Origin of the sequence: Porphyromonas sp. COT-052 OH4946 (genome assembly GCF_000765965.1) — a bacterium.
Taxonomy (GTDB): Bacteria; Bacteroidota; Bacteroidia; order Bacteroidales; family Porphyromonadaceae; genus Porphyromonas; species Porphyromonas gulae.
Genome location: NZ_JQZY01000002.1, coordinates 155,589 through 170,186, shown reverse-complemented (window position 1 = coordinate 170,186; position 14,598 = coordinate 155,589). Strand labels below are relative to the sequence as shown.

The 14,598-nt window shown below is 50.4% G+C and carries 15 protein-coding genes; 6 read left to right on the top strand and 9 right to left on the bottom strand.

Features of this window, described 5'->3' with window-relative positions; translation table 11 throughout:
- Positions 1-28: 28 nt before the first annotated feature.
- The 3 genes from HQ50_RS00845 to HQ50_RS00835 form a co-directional block, all read right to left on the bottom strand.
- Positions 29-562 (bottom strand): histidine phosphatase family protein, encoded by a 534-nt coding sequence (locus HQ50_RS00845; protein ID WP_039427688.1) that lies wholly within the window; start codon positions 560-562, stop codon positions 29-31.
- Between the two features lie 392 nt (positions 563-954).
- Positions 955-1,704 carry a hypothetical protein gene (locus HQ50_RS00840; protein ID WP_039427605.1) on the bottom strand — a complete coding sequence of 250 codons (750 nt, stop codon included), beginning with the start codon at positions 1,702-1,704 and terminating at the stop codon, positions 955-957.
- 101 nt (positions 1,705-1,805) lie between these two features.
- Positions 1,806-2,945: a C10 family peptidase gene (locus tag HQ50_RS00835; protein ID WP_039427603.1), complete on the bottom strand. Its 1,140-nt coding sequence runs from the start codon at positions 2,943-2,945 to the stop codon at positions 1,806-1,808.
- A 318-nt stretch (positions 2,946-3,263) separates the two neighbouring features.
- Here HQ50_RS00835 and HQ50_RS12455 point away from each other — a divergent pair, with 318 nt between their 5' ends.
- The 4 genes from HQ50_RS12455 to tilS all read left to right on the top strand — a co-directional run bounded on the left by HQ50_RS12455 (position 3,264) and on the right by tilS (position 7,001).
- Positions 3,264-3,374, top strand: coding sequence for a DUF1661 domain-containing protein (locus HQ50_RS12455; RefSeq protein ID WP_152566836.1), 111 nt, complete (start codon positions 3,264-3,266; stop codon positions 3,372-3,374).
- Positions 3,375-3,506: 132 nt separating this feature from the next.
- Positions 3,507-4,601: a Nif3-like dinuclear metal center hexameric protein gene (locus HQ50_RS00830; protein ID WP_039427601.1), complete on the top strand. Its 1,095-nt coding sequence runs from the start codon at positions 3,507-3,509 to the stop codon at positions 4,599-4,601.
- 17 nt (positions 4,602-4,618) lie between these two features.
- Positions 4,619-5,374, top strand: coding sequence for a zinc ribbon domain-containing protein (locus HQ50_RS00825; protein WP_039418633.1), 756 nt, complete (start codon positions 4,619-4,621; stop codon positions 5,372-5,374).
- Positions 5,375-5,636: 262 nt separating this feature from the next.
- Positions 5,637-7,001 (top strand): tRNA lysidine(34) synthetase TilS, encoded by a 1,365-nt coding sequence (tilS, locus tag HQ50_RS00820; RefSeq protein WP_039427599.1) that lies wholly within the window; start codon positions 5,637-5,639, stop codon positions 6,999-7,001.
- A gap of 3 nt (positions 7,002-7,004) precedes the next feature.
- Here tilS and HQ50_RS00815 read toward each other — a convergent pair whose 3' ends face one another.
- From HQ50_RS00815 to HQ50_RS00800, 4 genes are all read right to left on the bottom strand, one after another.
- Positions 7,005-9,281, bottom strand: coding sequence for a helix-turn-helix domain-containing protein (locus HQ50_RS00815; RefSeq protein ID WP_039427597.1), 2,277 nt, complete (start codon positions 9,279-9,281; stop codon positions 7,005-7,007).
- Positions 9,282-9,371: 90 nt separating this feature from the next.
- Positions 9,372-9,722, bottom strand: a complete 351-nt coding sequence (locus tag HQ50_RS00810) for a hypothetical protein (RefSeq protein ID WP_018964483.1) — start codon at positions 9,720-9,722, stop codon at positions 9,372-9,374.
- A 41-nt stretch (positions 9,723-9,763) separates the two neighbouring features.
- Positions 9,764-10,144: a hypothetical protein gene (locus tag HQ50_RS00805; RefSeq protein WP_039424367.1), complete on the bottom strand. Its 381-nt coding sequence runs from the start codon at positions 10,142-10,144 to the stop codon at positions 9,764-9,766.
- A 254-nt stretch (positions 10,145-10,398) separates the two neighbouring features.
- Complete coding sequence (locus HQ50_RS00800; protein ID WP_018964481.1) at positions 10,399-10,674, bottom strand: YtxH domain-containing protein; 276 nt, start codon at positions 10,672-10,674, stop codon at positions 10,399-10,401.
- 229 nt (positions 10,675-10,903) lie between these two features.
- Here HQ50_RS00800 and dapA point away from each other — a divergent pair, with 229 nt between their 5' ends.
- Both dapA and bioD read left to right on the top strand, forming a co-directional pair.
- Entirely contained in the window at positions 10,904-11,797 is an 894-nt protein-coding gene (gene dapA / locus HQ50_RS00795; RefSeq protein WP_039424370.1) for a 4-hydroxy-tetrahydrodipicolinate synthase, read from the top strand.
- Between the two features lie 29 nt (positions 11,798-11,826).
- On the top strand, positions 11,827-12,480 hold the full coding sequence (gene bioD / locus HQ50_RS00790; protein ID WP_039427595.1) for a dethiobiotin synthase: 654 nt from the start codon (positions 11,827-11,829) through the stop codon (positions 12,478-12,480).
- Between the two features lie 109 nt (positions 12,481-12,589).
- Here bioD and HQ50_RS00785 read toward each other — a convergent pair whose 3' ends face one another.
- Positions 12,590-13,261 (bottom strand): OmpA family protein, encoded by a 672-nt coding sequence (locus tag HQ50_RS00785; RefSeq protein ID WP_018964478.1) that lies wholly within the window; start codon positions 13,259-13,261, stop codon positions 12,590-12,592.
- Between the two features lie 61 nt (positions 13,262-13,322).
- A complete protein-coding gene (locus HQ50_RS00780; protein ID WP_018964477.1) occupies positions 13,323-14,303 on the bottom strand; it encodes a dihydroorotate dehydrogenase-like protein in 981 nt (326 codons plus the stop codon).
- Positions 14,304-14,598: the final 295 nt, after the last annotated feature.

Genomic DNA, 14,598 nt, shown 5'->3' with positions numbered 1-14,598 from the left:
GCCGAGCAAGACCATAGCCATGCGGCCTTTATAAAATCAATTCGGTCAGGGAGCCGAATGGGGGGAGCGATGCGAAAGCACTCTCCAGCGTGCACTGGCCGACCAGCGTACGGGCACAATTGATCACCCCGCCGTGGCAGAATATCAGGATGGAGCGGTAGCCGGCAGCTTTCTTTTCCAGTATGAAGTCCCGCACGCGATCGAACTGCTCTCGTTGCGACTCTCCGCCGGGTACGGGTTCGTCTATATAGCGGCGGAAAAAAGCTTCTATGTCTGTCGTGTCCAAGATTTCTTCCCAGGGCTTCCCTTCCCAATCGCCGAAGTTCATCTCCTTCAGCTGGTCGTCTCGGATGGCATCGGGATAGCCGCAAAAGGCCGCCAACTTGGCAGCACGCTGCAGGGGGCTGGTAAAGACCGCCTCGGGATCGAGGCCTTTCAGTCGGGCGCAAGCTACCGTCGCCTCCTCTTCGAAGGTGTCGCGAACGTCCACATCAGTGTATCCGTAGCAATGCTCATTCCCATTGAGCAGCACGGAAGTGTGGCGCATCAGATATACTTTCATCAGTGGATTATTGAGAGTATCGGTCGGAAAAAAGCCTTCCGAGTCCCACAAAGATAGTAGAAAGAGCTTTCTCTTGCTTGAAGAGCCGCTCAATCGTTGTATCTCTGCTCCCGGCTCTGTTGTTTGTATTTCACTTCGACACGAAAATAACCTTCCCGGTTTGACCGGCTAAGGAGTTATATATAATAAAGAGAGGGGGGCACAGAAGACTGTCGTGTCCTGTGTCCCCCTCTCTGATTACAATCGGCTCTTCTGATCGATCTCCTGATGCTATCAGGGGATGCGCTTTCTGTCTCAGATCGTGATAGATATGACCTTGCTCAGCTTGCGCCCACTCTCCATCGTCAATGTTACCTGCATACTATATTCACCTTTGTCGGAGGATATGTGTGCTAATAGGTCGGATAGTTCCCCTCCACGGTCTGTAATATCCCGTATGCTTCTCCACCACCTTCGAAACGATAAATAATCTTTATCCTCTTGTTCCCTTCTGTGGCCGGCATTTTATTTATCAGGATACGATTCAGAACAATACTATGGATTAGTTTGATCGGATCTGCCGGAAATTCGGATAATCGGACATATCTGGGATAAATATTCATATAGGCCTCAAGAGCATATCCGCTTTGGATATACTCCCAAGCTGTTATGAAGTAGTAATAAGTAATATCGTTCAGAGAACTTCCTTTGGGATGCTCGTCGTCATAGTCGTCCATAGCAATAGCATCTATTGCCACTACGGGCATAGATAGAGCAAAGAAAGGAGGATGCATACGAACCGACAGCATCTCCGGGTTGAGATAAGTGGGAGGAGGAGACAAAGCTCTTTCCGGCTTCTTCGTGGGATCATCAGGTGGCAGCATATTGTCGTAGAAAGCCGTGTCTCCATACATGATGCTGAGTTCCTTAAACCGCTCAGATTCGGGTCCGTAGTATTTCCCGATCAATTCGTAATGCCACCATATGCCTTCCTCATAGAACCCTCTCTGCTTAAGCCATATTCCGGTTGCATCGACATATCCTTTTATATAACTCCCCGGCTGAGGAGGTTCTTCCTCTTCATAGTCACATGCCGATACTCCGATCGCCAAAAAGGCAACTGCGGTTATCAGAGCGGCATGGAGTAAGAGTTTTGTCTTCATAGCTTTGTCAATTTACCGGTGTTATGTTCGTTACTACTTTCAACCTTTCATTGAAATAATAGCCAGACTGAGTAGATTGATTGGGTTGCAATTCCCCGTCGCTACCATAAATAGTACTCTTTCATAACCTTTTCGAGGCTACCATCAATGGCCCAACCATGACCTCCAGCACTACTATTACCCGATATATATACAGGTTTACTTCGTTGTAGGGATTCGTTTACCCGATTTTTTCCATAACTTCTCAACCCAGAGGAGGTGTATCCTAATAGTCTGAATGCACGAGGGACGATCGAACTAGATGCCGACGTGGCACCGCAACCCCAGTCGTTTTCACAAAAATCTCCTATAAATCGGATGTAGGAAGCAATCGTATTTTTCTCGTAAGATGTTACGAAGCTTTGGGCATAGGGTTTGGACAATACAGTCCAGTCTAATGTCTGTCCATTCAGCACTCGAGGGTGTTGGTGGCGTGTGGTAATTTGGGCGACTGCTATAGCGACACAGCCGGCAGGAGCTCGCATCAATTGTCCATTGCACAATACCACTTCTGCGAAGAGGTTGAACGGTTCCCATTGCCCCCAATTCACTGTAAGCATATTTGCGACCTCATTATAAGTTATCTCAGTAGATGATGTGATTGTTCCATTGAGGTAATCATTGATGTTGATTGGAATCAGAGGAGAGGGAATGTCGCCAAGAGGTTCTAATTGGTCCGTGAACTGAAGTAAGTCGCTCCTTGTATAGCTTGCTACTTGTTCCCGTGTCGCCAAGCCAAAATCAATGATTCTTTGTCCTATCTCTTGATAGTAATAGTTTGGTAGTAATTTCATAAAAGTGGCCAACCCTTTGTTCTGAATTGTGTCTATAACAGCCATTCTTGAATCGCAAATAGCCACTGTGGTGAGAGGTAATATTCTGCTTCCTGCAATAATCATAGAAGCATTTTGGTCAAAATTGACGATGTAGGCTACCGTATCTCGCTCGGTTCCGGTGCGTTGTATAATCTCCGAGGTAATGGGTTCTACGCTTTCTACATTCGGAAGGCCAAGAGGGGTAGCACCTCTTCCTTTCGACATGTCGGTGAAAGACGAAAGGGCAAAAGCCTTTACTTTCTCCTCGAACAATCTGGTTTCAGATTGCCCTTCTTGTTGTCCGTCTTCTTGATACTCGAAGTGTTCCTTCGTGCAAGCCGTAAGTACTGCAACCAGTACAAAATCAATAAAAATAAATCTCCTCATAATAAGTGCTTTTTTGATTTGTAAGCATTCTGTTGGCTCTACAAATATAATTCATGGATAGATAAAAACAAATACGAATGACATTTTTAACAAAAGATAATCTCATATTGGTGTTATTTGTGCGTAGGATAGGGGGGACGAATCCAACGAATGAGGCGGCATCGTATGCGTATGCATGGGAGCATCGGTGAAGTATCTCCGTGAACATACAGCATAGGAGAATATGACAATTCGACCGACAAAGCTGTTTTAGTGGCTGTGGTTCGTAAACAGGTCTGATTTGCAGTTGAAAAAGAGTGGCGCGAGAATTTTTTCGTTTTGACGCGAGAATTAAAAATTTTTGGAACCACAGCGAAAAAATTCTCGCGCGTGTTTTCCCGAAAACACGAACCGCAATCGGGCCGATTCCGGCGCGATTTTTTCATTTGATCATTTGAGGCAGGAGGATGGTTTGCACCCATCGGTGACTTTCTAAGGATAAGGGGGCGGCGGTCAAGTGTGTGCAAAAAATTACCTTTGGACTAAAGAAACCAAACAGAGCCGTTTGGCTCGTACTCGAAGATGATCATTCAGGATATTATAGAAGCTATCGAGGCGGTCTGCCCGAGGGCTTATCAAGAGAGCTATGACAATAGTGGCGTACAGGTGGGCGACACCAACCGGGAGGCAATGGGTGCCCTCCTCTGTGTGGATGTTACCGAAGCGGTATTGGAGGAGGCCATTCGGCTGGGATGCAATCTGGTCATTGCGCATCATCCTATTCTCTTCAAACCGCTCAAGCGATTGACCGGCAGCTCCTACGTGGAGCGGTGCGTGGAGTTCGCCGTACGGCACGGACTGGTGCTATATGCGGCTCATACCAATGCAGACAACGCTCCGCAGGGGCTGAATGCGCTGCTGGCCGAACGCTTCGGCTTGCTGAATACGCGACCGCTGGAGCCGCTGCAGGGCAAGCTCTTGGAGCTGGTCACCTTCGTCCCTACGGAGCATGCCGATGCCGTGAGGCAGGCTTTGTGGCAGGCCGGTGCAGGCCGCTTGGGGCATTACGATTGCTGTTCGTTCAGCCATGCCGGCACAGGGACTTTCAGAGCTGCCGAGGGTGCCAATCCCTTTGTGGGAGCGATAGGCGAATTGCACCGTGAGGCTGAGGAGCGGATCAGCATTGTACTGCCGGCATACAGGCAGGGTGCCGTGATGCAGGCTCTGCACGCAGCTCATCCGTACGAGCTGCCGGCTGTCAGCCTGATCCCACTGGCCAACGATCATCCCTCGGCCGGAGGCGGCATCGTGGGCGACCTGCCTTCGCCCATAAGCGAGCGGGAGATGCTGCTGCGCATCAAGGAGGTATTCGGCCTGAAGGTGCTGTCTCATTCGGCTTGGAGGGAACGGCCGTTGGGGCGGATGGCTATATGCGGCGGTAGCGGTGCTTTCATGTGGCGGCGTGCCGCGCAGGAGGGCGCAGACCTCTTCCTGACGGGTGAGGCGAAGTACAACGACTTCTTCGATGCAGGGGAGCATCTGCTGCTGGTTACGATCGGTCATTACGAGAGCGAAGAGGTGGCTAATGAGCTATTTATGCGCATAATATCGCAGAAATTCCCTACCTTTGCCACCCACAAATCATCGGTTGCAACCAATCCGGTAAACTATTTGTAGTTAGTTAATTGAGCATCATGGCTAAAGAAAAGATCATCGTTGAGAACGAACAGAGCGTAGAGGAAAAATTGGCAGCACTGAGCAAGTTGCAAAATACCCTCTCTGAAATAGATAAGATCAAGACTCTCCGTGGCGAACTGCCGCTGGAAGTACAGGATCTGGAAGACGAAATCGCCGGAATGCAGACTCGTTTGGAGAACTTCACAGCCGGATCCAAGCAGCTCAATCAGGCTGTAACCGCCGAAAAGGAGAAGATCAATACGGCTAAGACGCTGCTGGAGAAATACAAAAAACAGCTCGACGAGGTGCGCAACAACCGTGAGTTCGACAATCTCTCCAAGGAGATCGAATTCCAGGAGCTGGAGATCCAACTGTCTGAAAAGAAGATCAAGGAATACAACGCCGAAATCCAACAGCGCAAGACCGATATAGCTGCTCTGAAAGAGGTGCTGGAAGAGCATAGCGAGGTGTTGGCCGAAAAGCGTGGCGAACTGGACACCATCATTGCCGAGACGAAGCAAGAGGAAGAGAAGCTGCGCGAAAAGGCGAAGAAGCTCGAAGCCAAGATCGAACCGCGCCTGCTGACGGCGTTCAAGCGTATCAGGAAGGGTGCGCACAACGGCTTGGCCGTGGTGCCCGTAGAGCGTGATGCCTGTGGCGGCTGCTTCAACAAGATTCCTCCTCAGAAGCAGTTGGACGTCAAACTTCGGAAAAAAATCATCGTCTGCGAATACTGCGGACGAATCATGGTCGATCCCGAAATGGGAGCATAAGGCTCCTGAAAAGTAAGAGGCCGGTATGGGCGGTTTTCGCTGGCGGCCGATGCTTCGGGTTCACAGGTGCGGAAGTTTTCCGAGACAAGGTCCGGCTCTCTTCGGAGGTGCCGGCAGGACTGATGAGAGAGGACGAGAGTTCTCTCTTTGTTTTATGGCAGCATTCGGCTCATTCGGATGAAGAGCCTCGTCATTCCCAAGAGATTTTCCCATCGGCAGGATGGCCGGTCCGGATATTTTCCCCTGATATATTCACGACAAGATGAAGATTTCCCTGACAAACCGCGTCCGAACGACGATCAGAGAGCGGAAGCTCTTCCGAGAAGGAGACCGCCTCGTACTGGTAGCTCTCAGCGGAGGTGCCGACTCGGTGGCTCTGCTCTGCGTATTGCGCGAATTGGGGTATGAGACGGTGGCGGCACACTGCAATTTCCACCTCCGAGGGGAAGAGAGCGATGAGGATGCAGCTTTCGTGGAGGGCCTGTGCCGTGAGCTGAATGTCCGGCTGCATCGGATCGACTTCGACACGGTTCGTTATGCTCGCGAGCGGTCGATTTCGATCGAGATGGCCGCACGTGAACTGCGTTACGAATGGTTCGGACAGTTGCGGAAAGAACTGGCTATCGAATACGTGGCGGTGGCACACCATGCCGACGACAATGCCGAAACCATGGTGCTCAACCTCTGTCGGGGAACGGGAATCAACGGCCTGTGCGGGATGCCTTATAAGCGGAACGATGGTGTCGTGCGCCCCCTGCTGGATGCCACACGGGATGAGATAGAGGCTTATCTGCTCGACCGAAAAATCACCTATCGTACGGACTCTTCCAACGAGGATACACGCTTCCGGCGCAATCTGGTCAGACACCGGATCATGCCGCTATTAAAGGAGTTGAATCCGTCGCTTCAGGAGGCGTTGCTGCGCACTCGGGAGAATCTGGAGGGTGTTGCAGCTTTTTACTCGAAGGCAACGGAGGATTTTCACGACAGCCTGAGAACGACCGCTTCGATAAGCATTCGGGAGGTCGAAGAAACACCTGCTCCGTTTACGCTGCTGTACGATCTGCTGCATCCGTACGGGTTCAACAGGGATCAGATACGGGAGGTGGCTACGTCTTTGGACAATCCGCCCGGAGCTGCTTTCTACTCTTCTTCGCATCGTCTCTTGCGTGAGAGAGGTCGGCTTACGGTGCTTCCCTTATCGTCGAAGACGGAGATGTCGAAACCGTTCGGCCTTGAAATCGGAGACTCCTTCCTCGATCTGCCGGATGGAAAGCGACTGAGTTGGCAGCGTGGTACTCCTGCCGATTTGGGCTTGGAGGGTCTGCGGCTTCCGAATACCAAGCTGTTGCTTCCTTTGTCGCTTGTGCAATCCTCTCCGGAGGGGCTTTGCGTGCGTCGTCCGCAGCCAGGCGATCGTATTTATCCTTACGGGATGAATGGCTGTAAGAGAGTGAGCCGTTTCTTTATCGATCGTCATGTGCCGCGGAGCTGGAGAGAGGAGGCTTGGCTCTTATCTCGAGGCACAGAAGTGGTATGGATCATGGGCTATGCAGCCGATCGGCGATTCGCCATCAATGGGCTGACGGATTCAGAAGAATATCTGCTCTTTTCTTTCGAATTATAGAGCTTACTCGGTGGTTTTTTCTCTGTGAGTGTATTCTTTCCCCTTTGCATCCATCAGGATGAAGTAAGCACGGTAAAGGCGGAGTAGGGTATAGGAATACTGCCCATTGAGACGCTCATACAAGGATTTGAGCTCGAATATGCGAGAGGGATTGGTGAAATAGGGGCGTAATTCGGAGATGATACCGGCATCTATATAGGCATCGGGAGCCAATCGTCCTTTCTCTATCAAAAGGGCAAGGTGCCCTTCGATGGTGCTCGGACTGAGTTTCCGCTCGGTAGCGACCTCTTCTATGCTCATACCTGCCAGTAGCAATTCGAGCGTTGTCTCGTGGGTAGTCTTTTTCTTTTCCTTGGTTTTTTTCTCTTTACTCTTCCGATTGCCGGCGGCTGTTGGTAGGGCTTCGTCCTTGGGTGAGATGCTGTGCACCCATTCGGTCATCAGCTTTTCCGTCCGAAGCTCCTGTCTGCTGAGACTTTGTCCGGCAGAGAGGGCACCGAAAACGGCTCGTAAGCGAAGCAGGCGGTACACGGCGGTATGCAGATTGTCCTGTAGTTCGAGCAGTTCTTTCGCAAACTGTTTGGCTTTTTTCAGCGTCCCCACCTCTTGGATCGTGGAGGAGAGTTCGCTTGCTATGGCAGAAAGTGGTGGCAGGAAATAGTCCACGGCTTTGTCGATTCGCTCCTTGACGGTCGCAAAGTCGAGTGGCGATTGCCCCCAAAGGCCGGTAAGCTGCCGGCGAAAACGGCCGGCTACTTCGGTGATCGCATCTATTTTGGCCGATTGTTCGGCTGCTCTATCGCTATAATGGCTTTTGCTGCTCTGCTCGCTCTCCTCTCGATAGCTGAGACTGTGTTTGTGCCATATATTCATCAAGCTCTGCCAGTCGAAAGCCTCATCGGATTGCTGCTTCCAATAGGCGAGGCTGTTTTCCTGCAAAGAAGTCCGGAGTCCCTTTTCGTCGGGCTTCGTCTGTGCATATTCGACCAGTTCTTGAGGAGTTTCCAACCCACGCAGATCCGGAGGAGAGAGCAGTACCATCCCCTCAGGGCCTGTCATACGCGACAGGGCTACGTAGGCTTGGCCGGAAACGAAGACGCCTTCCAGATCGATGGCGGCATGCTCGAAAGTCAGTCCTTGGCTTTTGTGCACGGTGATAGCCCAAGCTGCTCGAAGCGGAAAGAGGCGGAAGCTGCCGATTACTTCCTGTTCGGGGGCGTTGGTTTCGGGGTTTACGGAGTAGCGGACGTTGGTCCACTCGTGTGGCTCTACCTCTATAAGTTCTCCGCCGTCAGTCCGAACGACCACTGACGACGCAGAAAGGGAGTGGACTACGGCTATTTTCCCGTTGTAGTAGCGTCTCGGGTGGCGGGTGTCATTCCGGACGAACATCACTCTGGCACCTTCTTTCAGCGTCATTGTCGGTTCCAAAGGATACAGATGCTCCGGAAAATCGCCTTTGATGGTCGCTTTATAGGTTTGGGAGGGTGCCGGTAAGGCTTCCAAAGCACGTCGATTGATCTGATCGGCTTTGTGGTTATGCGTTGTCAGCGTGATATAGCCTTCGTGACAGGTGCTGTCGAAAGTCGGATTCACATGATCCTTCAGGTAAGTCAAATCGTCTGCCGGCAGACGATTGTGGCGCAGGTTGTTCAGCAAGGACATAAAGCGTGTGTCCGTCTGCCGGTATATCGTTTCCAGTTCGAGGAATACAGGCGGATGCTGACCAACCACCATGGAATGAAAAAAGAAAACGCCTTGATAGATTGCTGACATTAGCTCCCATTCATGCGGTTTGACTACCGGTGGAAGCTGCATAAGATCACCGATAAACAGGACTTGTACTCCGCCGAAAGGTCGGGGATTGCTCCGCACCCGACGAAGAACGAAATCGATCAGATCCAGCGTGTCGGCACGGAGCATGCTGACTTCGTCGATGATGAGCAGCTCCATGTTTCGAAGCAATTTACGCTTCGACGCATGCATACGTGTCTGTTTCCAGAAAGATGTCGGTGTAAGGATGTTTACCCCCATTGTGCTTTCGGGAGGCAATCCGTACGGAATGAATGTCCCCGGAGGAAGCTGGAGAAGCGAATGCAGCGTCACGCCACCGGCATTTAAGGCTGCTATTCCGGTGGGAGCAGCTACTATACAGTTTTTGAATGTGTGTTGGACAATGTGGCGCAGCAGGGTCGTTTTACCTGTCCCTGCATTGCCGGTAAGGAAAAGGTTACAGTTCGTGCGGTTGATAAAGTCCAGCACATATTCTTTTGTGTTCATGGAGATTTGTTTCAGGCAGACAACAATTATATCGGTTTGTCAGCCGCTGACATAAAATGCCCCTTGCCCGAAAAGACAGAATCGGGGAGATTATCGACGCTTGCGGAAGCGGCGAACGATACTACGCTTGACAAAGCCAAGCAGGGTACTGATCAACAAAGGACGACCGAAGTCCGTAAGTTGCTCGATCAGATGAAGCGTAGGTCGACCCGTCGGAGTCATTAGTTTAGCTGAAGGCACTTGCTTCTTGCCGATGAAGAAGCGGAGTATTTTGTTGCCGAGGCTACCGGGGTAGAACAGGTGGTTCTCAACTTCTTGGAAGATCATGTCGCCATAATTGTTGCGTACATGATCCAAGCAACGAAAGATATCCTTTTGGCACCGCATTGCTTCCTTTTCGCATGCATCTCGACGACGCTTCAGTTCATAATATGCTCGCATCTTTCTTTTTGTTATGGTTTGTACGACGACTTTTGTCGGAACTATTTATTATTTGCCCTCTCTTCCTCTTCTTCTTTTTTTCTTTGATGGCGAGCTACGATTTCCAGCACCTCTCCGGCCAGCCGTCCGAGGATAAATCTTCTGATCAGATGACGACAAAGATATCCGATCAGGAAAACCAGCAGATATATCCCTACTACAACGAAAAAGCCTCCCGTAGCTCCTATTCCGAGCCACCGCCCAAAGCCGAATCCTAAGGCGATACTCAGGAATATGAGTATCAGGAACGACATCAGGACGGACATAGCCAGCAAAGCCAATTTCGCGACCAATCGTGCTCCTTCTTCGGCTATCGTATATGCTATGCTCTCTGTCCGAAGGGCGAAATAGCGATATGTATTTTCTATTAGTCGTTTGAGCATTGTCTGTCTATCTTAGTTAAACTTAAATGGAATAGGGATGAAAAAACGAGATAAAGAGCCGGCAGCAGATTATATTTCAGTCCGGCAACAAAATCAACTCGACCGCATACAACCCTCTCTACTGCTAAAAACCTTACGTCCCTGAGGGGGTGTTCGATTGGCACAAAGGGGAACGGGCTCTCTGACACACTTCCGCCTTCAAAAGATAAGGCGTGTAGATGGTATGCCTGGCACACGATCTACACGCCCCGGAGTTATTCGCTTCTGAGATCGTCGAGTACTTCGTCGTACTTGTCACCAATCTCTTCCACCATATCCTCGGTGATTCCCTTCATCTTCCTACGGTACTTCTGGTAGCGGTTCTTGGCTTCGTAATAGCCTTCCACCACGCTGTCCTTTACTTTGTCGGCAGTGCTGTTGATGTCTTCAACGAAGCGATTGCGCTTTTCACGATCGGCGAAATAAGCAGCGGCAGCCCCAATGGCAAGGCCCACTAACAGACCGAGAGAAAACTTTCCTTGTGAGCTCATAAAAAATCCTCCTTACTTTAATTAAATGCTTTTGAATCAATTTTGTCAGAAAACCAATTACACTCGAATGGTGAATAGTTTTGTTAATTGTTCATCCGTAAAGATAAAAGTTTTTTCCGAATGAAACAATTTCATATTTCTCCGATTCTGCAGTTCCTTCCGAATTGTAAATACCTCTTCATATTCATTGCTCCATTATTTTTACTTTTGTTTCTAAAATAGAATACGAATGGACAGAGCACAGTTGCGAGGTATGGGGGTTGCCCTGATTACCCCCTTCGATGAGAAGGGAGAGGTAGATCACGAATCGCTTCGACTTTTAGCGGATTATCAGGTAGCGGGAGGTGCCGACTACATCGTAGTACTTGGCACAACGGGTGAATCGCCCACCATCGAGGAAGCCGAACGCTCTGCCATAATGCAAACAGTCAGGGAGGCGGTGGCAGGACGGTGTCCGATCATCGTTGGGGCCGGAGGTAACTATACGGAGCGGCTCGTCAATCGGCTCCAAGCCATGGACAAGACCGGCGTGGATGCCATCTTATCCGTTGCACCTTACTACAACAAACCCACGCAAGAAGGCATCTATAGACATTACAGGAAATTGGCCGAATCTACCGATACGCCTATCATCCTTTATAACGTTCCGGGACGAACGGGTGTAAATATCAAACCCGAAACTACTCTTAGACTGGCTACAGACTGTCCGAATATCATCGGTGTCAAAGAAGCATCGGGCAATGTAGACCAAGTACGTGCAATAGTGGCGGAAAAACCCGATCCTTTCATCGTCCTGTCGGGCGACGATCATCTCTCCCTTTCCTTTATTAAAGAAGGTGCCGAGGGGGTTATCTCCGTGATCGGGAATGCCTATCCGGAACTTTTCAGTCGCTTGATACATCTGTGTTTGGAGAACCGATTTGAAGAAGCCGAAGCCATCCAACAGCGACTCGAAGGAATGTACTACCTGATGTTCGTCGATGGTAATCCGGCCGGAATCAAGGAATTGCTCTATCAAAAAGGACTCATCCGTCACAATATACTACGGCTGCCGCTTGTATCTGCATCGGACTCTACGTCTACTTTGATTGCCAGAGTTCGCAATCAGATCGAACAGCGGTAAAAAGATTTTCAACTTTCGTCCATACAGCCATGCCTATCATTCCCTCTCAAGTCCTGTTTGTAACCGGAATAGACACGAATATCGGGAAAACTTATGCCACGGCTTTTCTTTTCGACAAGTTCTCCGAGTCAGGGCAAAGAGTCATCACCCAGAAGCTCGTACAGACGGGATGCGTCGGCACTTCTGAGGATATAGAAGCACACCGCCGTCTGACCGGATGCTCCATGATGGAGGGAGACCGATTAGGTTTTACCTGCCCCTATATTTTCAGTTATCCGGCTTCCCCTCACTTTGCCGCCGATATAGATGGCAAAAGGGTGGACTGCAAGATCATAGACCGGGCTACTGAGGCTCTGCTTTCTCGCGGCTACGATCGCGTGCTTCTGGAAGGCGCCGGCGGACTGATGGTGCCCATCACCAAAGACTATCTTACGGCTGATTTTATTGCTGACCGAGATTACCCGATCGCACTCGTGACGAGTGGGCGACTGGGGAGTATCAACCACACGCTACTCAATTTGGAATTATGCCGCCACAGGGGCATTACGGTCGAAACCATCGTCTACAATCTTTATCCCGCCGAAGACGACCGCATCACAGCCAACACCCTCGATTATCTCCGCTTCTATCTGGATAAATATCATCCCGACACCCAGCTTATGGTGATGTCAGAACGGCATTGATTCGGGCACAGGCCAACAATCAAGATTCTATCCTCAAAACAGAAAAGCCTCCGACTCTCCTTATTAGGCAGAGTCGGAGGCTTTCGCTATTTCCTTAGGTCTATAAGGCTTATTTCAGCGTACCTTGCTGAGCTTGTTCGATCATCTTGGCATTCGGCAAGATGTAAACCTCTACACGTCGGTTGGCCGAACGTCCGGCAGCTGTGCTGTTGTCCGCAATCGGTTCGTGGCTTCCACGTCCTTCAGCTGTCATACGCGACATACTCACGCCCTGAGAATTCAGGAAAGAGTATACGCTGGCTGCACGTCTCTCGGACAGAGGATCGTTGATCTTGTCGGAGCCTGTATTGTCCGTATGGCCTACGATGCGGATGTCCGTATCGAGGTTCTTGTTCATGTTTGCAGCGAACTTCGTCAGCGCAGTGCGTGAGTTAGGACTCAGCGTGCTGGAGTTCGTGGCGAAAAGAATGCCGCTGTCGAAAGTAACAAGGATAGCTTCTCCGTCATTTACGGTCTGGATCGTAGCGTCGGGTACAGCAGCCTCCAGTTCCTTCTTCTGCTTGTCCATCTTTTTCCCGATGAGAGCACCGGCTGCTCCACCGACTGCGGTACCGACGATGGCACCGACAGCCGTATTTCCGGCCACGTTACCTACTCCGGCACCGATAGCACCTCCTACTCCGGCGCCAATAAGGCCGCCTTTTGCCATATTGTTCAGTCCGCAGCCGGCGAACACGAGACCCACGGCCAAAGCCGAGGCCACTACACTTGATTTCTTCATTAGCTCTTCTTTTTATTCGTTTACACTATGCTTTGTTCACACAAAGCTATCCCGCAGGGGATCAATTATCTTTATTGGCAAAGTACTTCATGAACTGCATACGCTCGTACATCGTTGCCGACTTCACACTTGCAGCATTCAGTTTGCCTCGGAATTCACTGACCGAATAGTAGCCCTTTACTTGCATCCAGCTCTCAATGGTGGCGATCATTTCGGCCGCGAATTGAGGTCCCTTTTTGTAAAGAGCGGTACATATCTGCGTCACATGTGCACCGGCCAGCAGGCACTTGAGTGCAGCCTCTCCATCATGAACACCCGTGGAAGAGGCGATGGATATGCCCGGCACCAATGCGCTGACGATACCGGCATAGCGAATCGTGTCCGAGATTTCTCCGGCAGAGGTAAATACGTCTCCGGCCACCATCTGCACCTTGTCGATGTCGATGTCCGGCTGGTATGAGCGATTGAAAAGTACTACCCCCTTGGCTCCTGCCGCCCGCAGCTTATCGACGAGAGATGGGATATTGGCAAAAGACTTGGACAGCTTCACCGCTACAGGGATTCTGATGGCTTTGATCAGAGAACTGATAATATCCACATACATCTGTTCGGCCTTGTTGGCATCGAAGAAGAGATCGGTATTGAGTCGCATCACGTTGATTTCGAGAGCGTCGGCTCCGGCCTCTTCGAACTGTTTGGCAAAGTCCACCCACGAATCGGAGCGGAAGCAGTTGATGCTGGCTATTACGGGGATAGCCACCTCGCGCTTCACTTCGCGAAGGAAGTCGAGGTGTTTGGAGATCTCGTTGCTCTGTACATAGGCATTGATATAGTCTGCCGCCTCAGGGTAATCCATCGGGGACATCATTTGGGACATTTCTGCCTCGATCTGCTCTTCGAACAGTGATTTCAGTACGATGGCAGCAACACCCGCTGCTTCGAGATCTTTGATGGTTTTGAGGTTGCGGGTCAGTCCCGAACTTGCTGCGACAATAGGATTTTTCAGGCGCAAGCCGGCGAACTCAGTGGACAAATCGATCATATCTGTTTATTATGAATTACGAAAAAGACCCTGCAAGCCTTCCCCGATCACTCTCGGCCATCTCTTTCAAGACAGACGAAAAACGCCCTCGACAACAGGACTTCCCAGTGCCTCCGGCACATATATGCGAGATACGGGCTACACAGAAGGTCTATTCTATTGATACTTACACTTTTGTTAGAATGAATACTTGCACAAAGATATAATTTATTTCACCTCAGCCGTTAATCGTCCTGTTCCTCCATTCATATACCTATAGTAATATATGCAGCAGCCCTGCCGAATAGGGCGAAAG

Coding starts and splice junctions, on each gene's coding strand:
- HQ50_RS00845 (WP_039427688.1), bottom strand. CDS start 562: ATGAAAGTATATCTGATGCGCCACACTTCCGTGCTGCTCAATGGGAAT.
- HQ50_RS00840 (WP_039427605.1), bottom strand. CDS start 1,704: ATGAAGACAAAACTCTTACTCCATGCCGCTCTGATAACCGCAGTTGCC.
- HQ50_RS00835 (WP_039427603.1), bottom strand. CDS start 2,945: ATGAGGAGATTTATTTTTATTGATTTTGTACTGGTTGCAGTACTTACG.
- HQ50_RS00830 (WP_039427601.1), top strand. CDS start 3,507: ATGATCATTCAGGATATTATAGAAGCTATCGAGGCGGTCTGCCCGAGG.
- HQ50_RS00825 (WP_039418633.1), top strand. CDS start 4,619: ATGGCTAAAGAAAAGATCATCGTTGAGAACGAACAGAGCGTAGAGGAA.
- tilS (WP_039427599.1), top strand. CDS start 5,637: ATGAAGATTTCCCTGACAAACCGCGTCCGAACGACGATCAGAGAGCGG.
- HQ50_RS00815 (WP_039427597.1), bottom strand. CDS start 9,281: ATGAACACAAAAGAATATGTGCTGGACTTTATCAACCGCACGAACTGT.
- HQ50_RS00810 (WP_018964483.1), bottom strand. CDS start 9,722: ATGCGAGCATATTATGAACTGAAGCGTCGTCGAGATGCATGCGAAAAG.
- HQ50_RS00805 (WP_039424367.1), bottom strand. CDS start 10,144: ATGCTCAAACGACTAATAGAAAATACATATCGCTATTTCGCCCTTCGG.
- HQ50_RS00800 (WP_018964481.1), bottom strand. CDS start 10,674: ATGAGCTCACAAGGAAAGTTTTCTCTCGGTCTGTTAGTGGGCCTTGCC.
- dapA (WP_039424370.1), top strand. CDS start 10,904: ATGGACAGAGCACAGTTGCGAGGTATGGGGGTTGCCCTGATTACCCCC.
- bioD (WP_039427595.1), top strand. CDS start 11,827: ATGCCTATCATTCCCTCTCAAGTCCTGTTTGTAACCGGAATAGACACG.
- HQ50_RS00785 (WP_018964478.1), bottom strand. CDS start 13,261: ATGAAGAAATCAAGTGTAGTGGCCTCGGCTTTGGCCGTGGGTCTCGTG.
- HQ50_RS00780 (WP_018964477.1), bottom strand. CDS start 14,303: ATGATCGATTTGTCCACTGAGTTCGCCGGCTTGCGCCTGAAAAATCCT.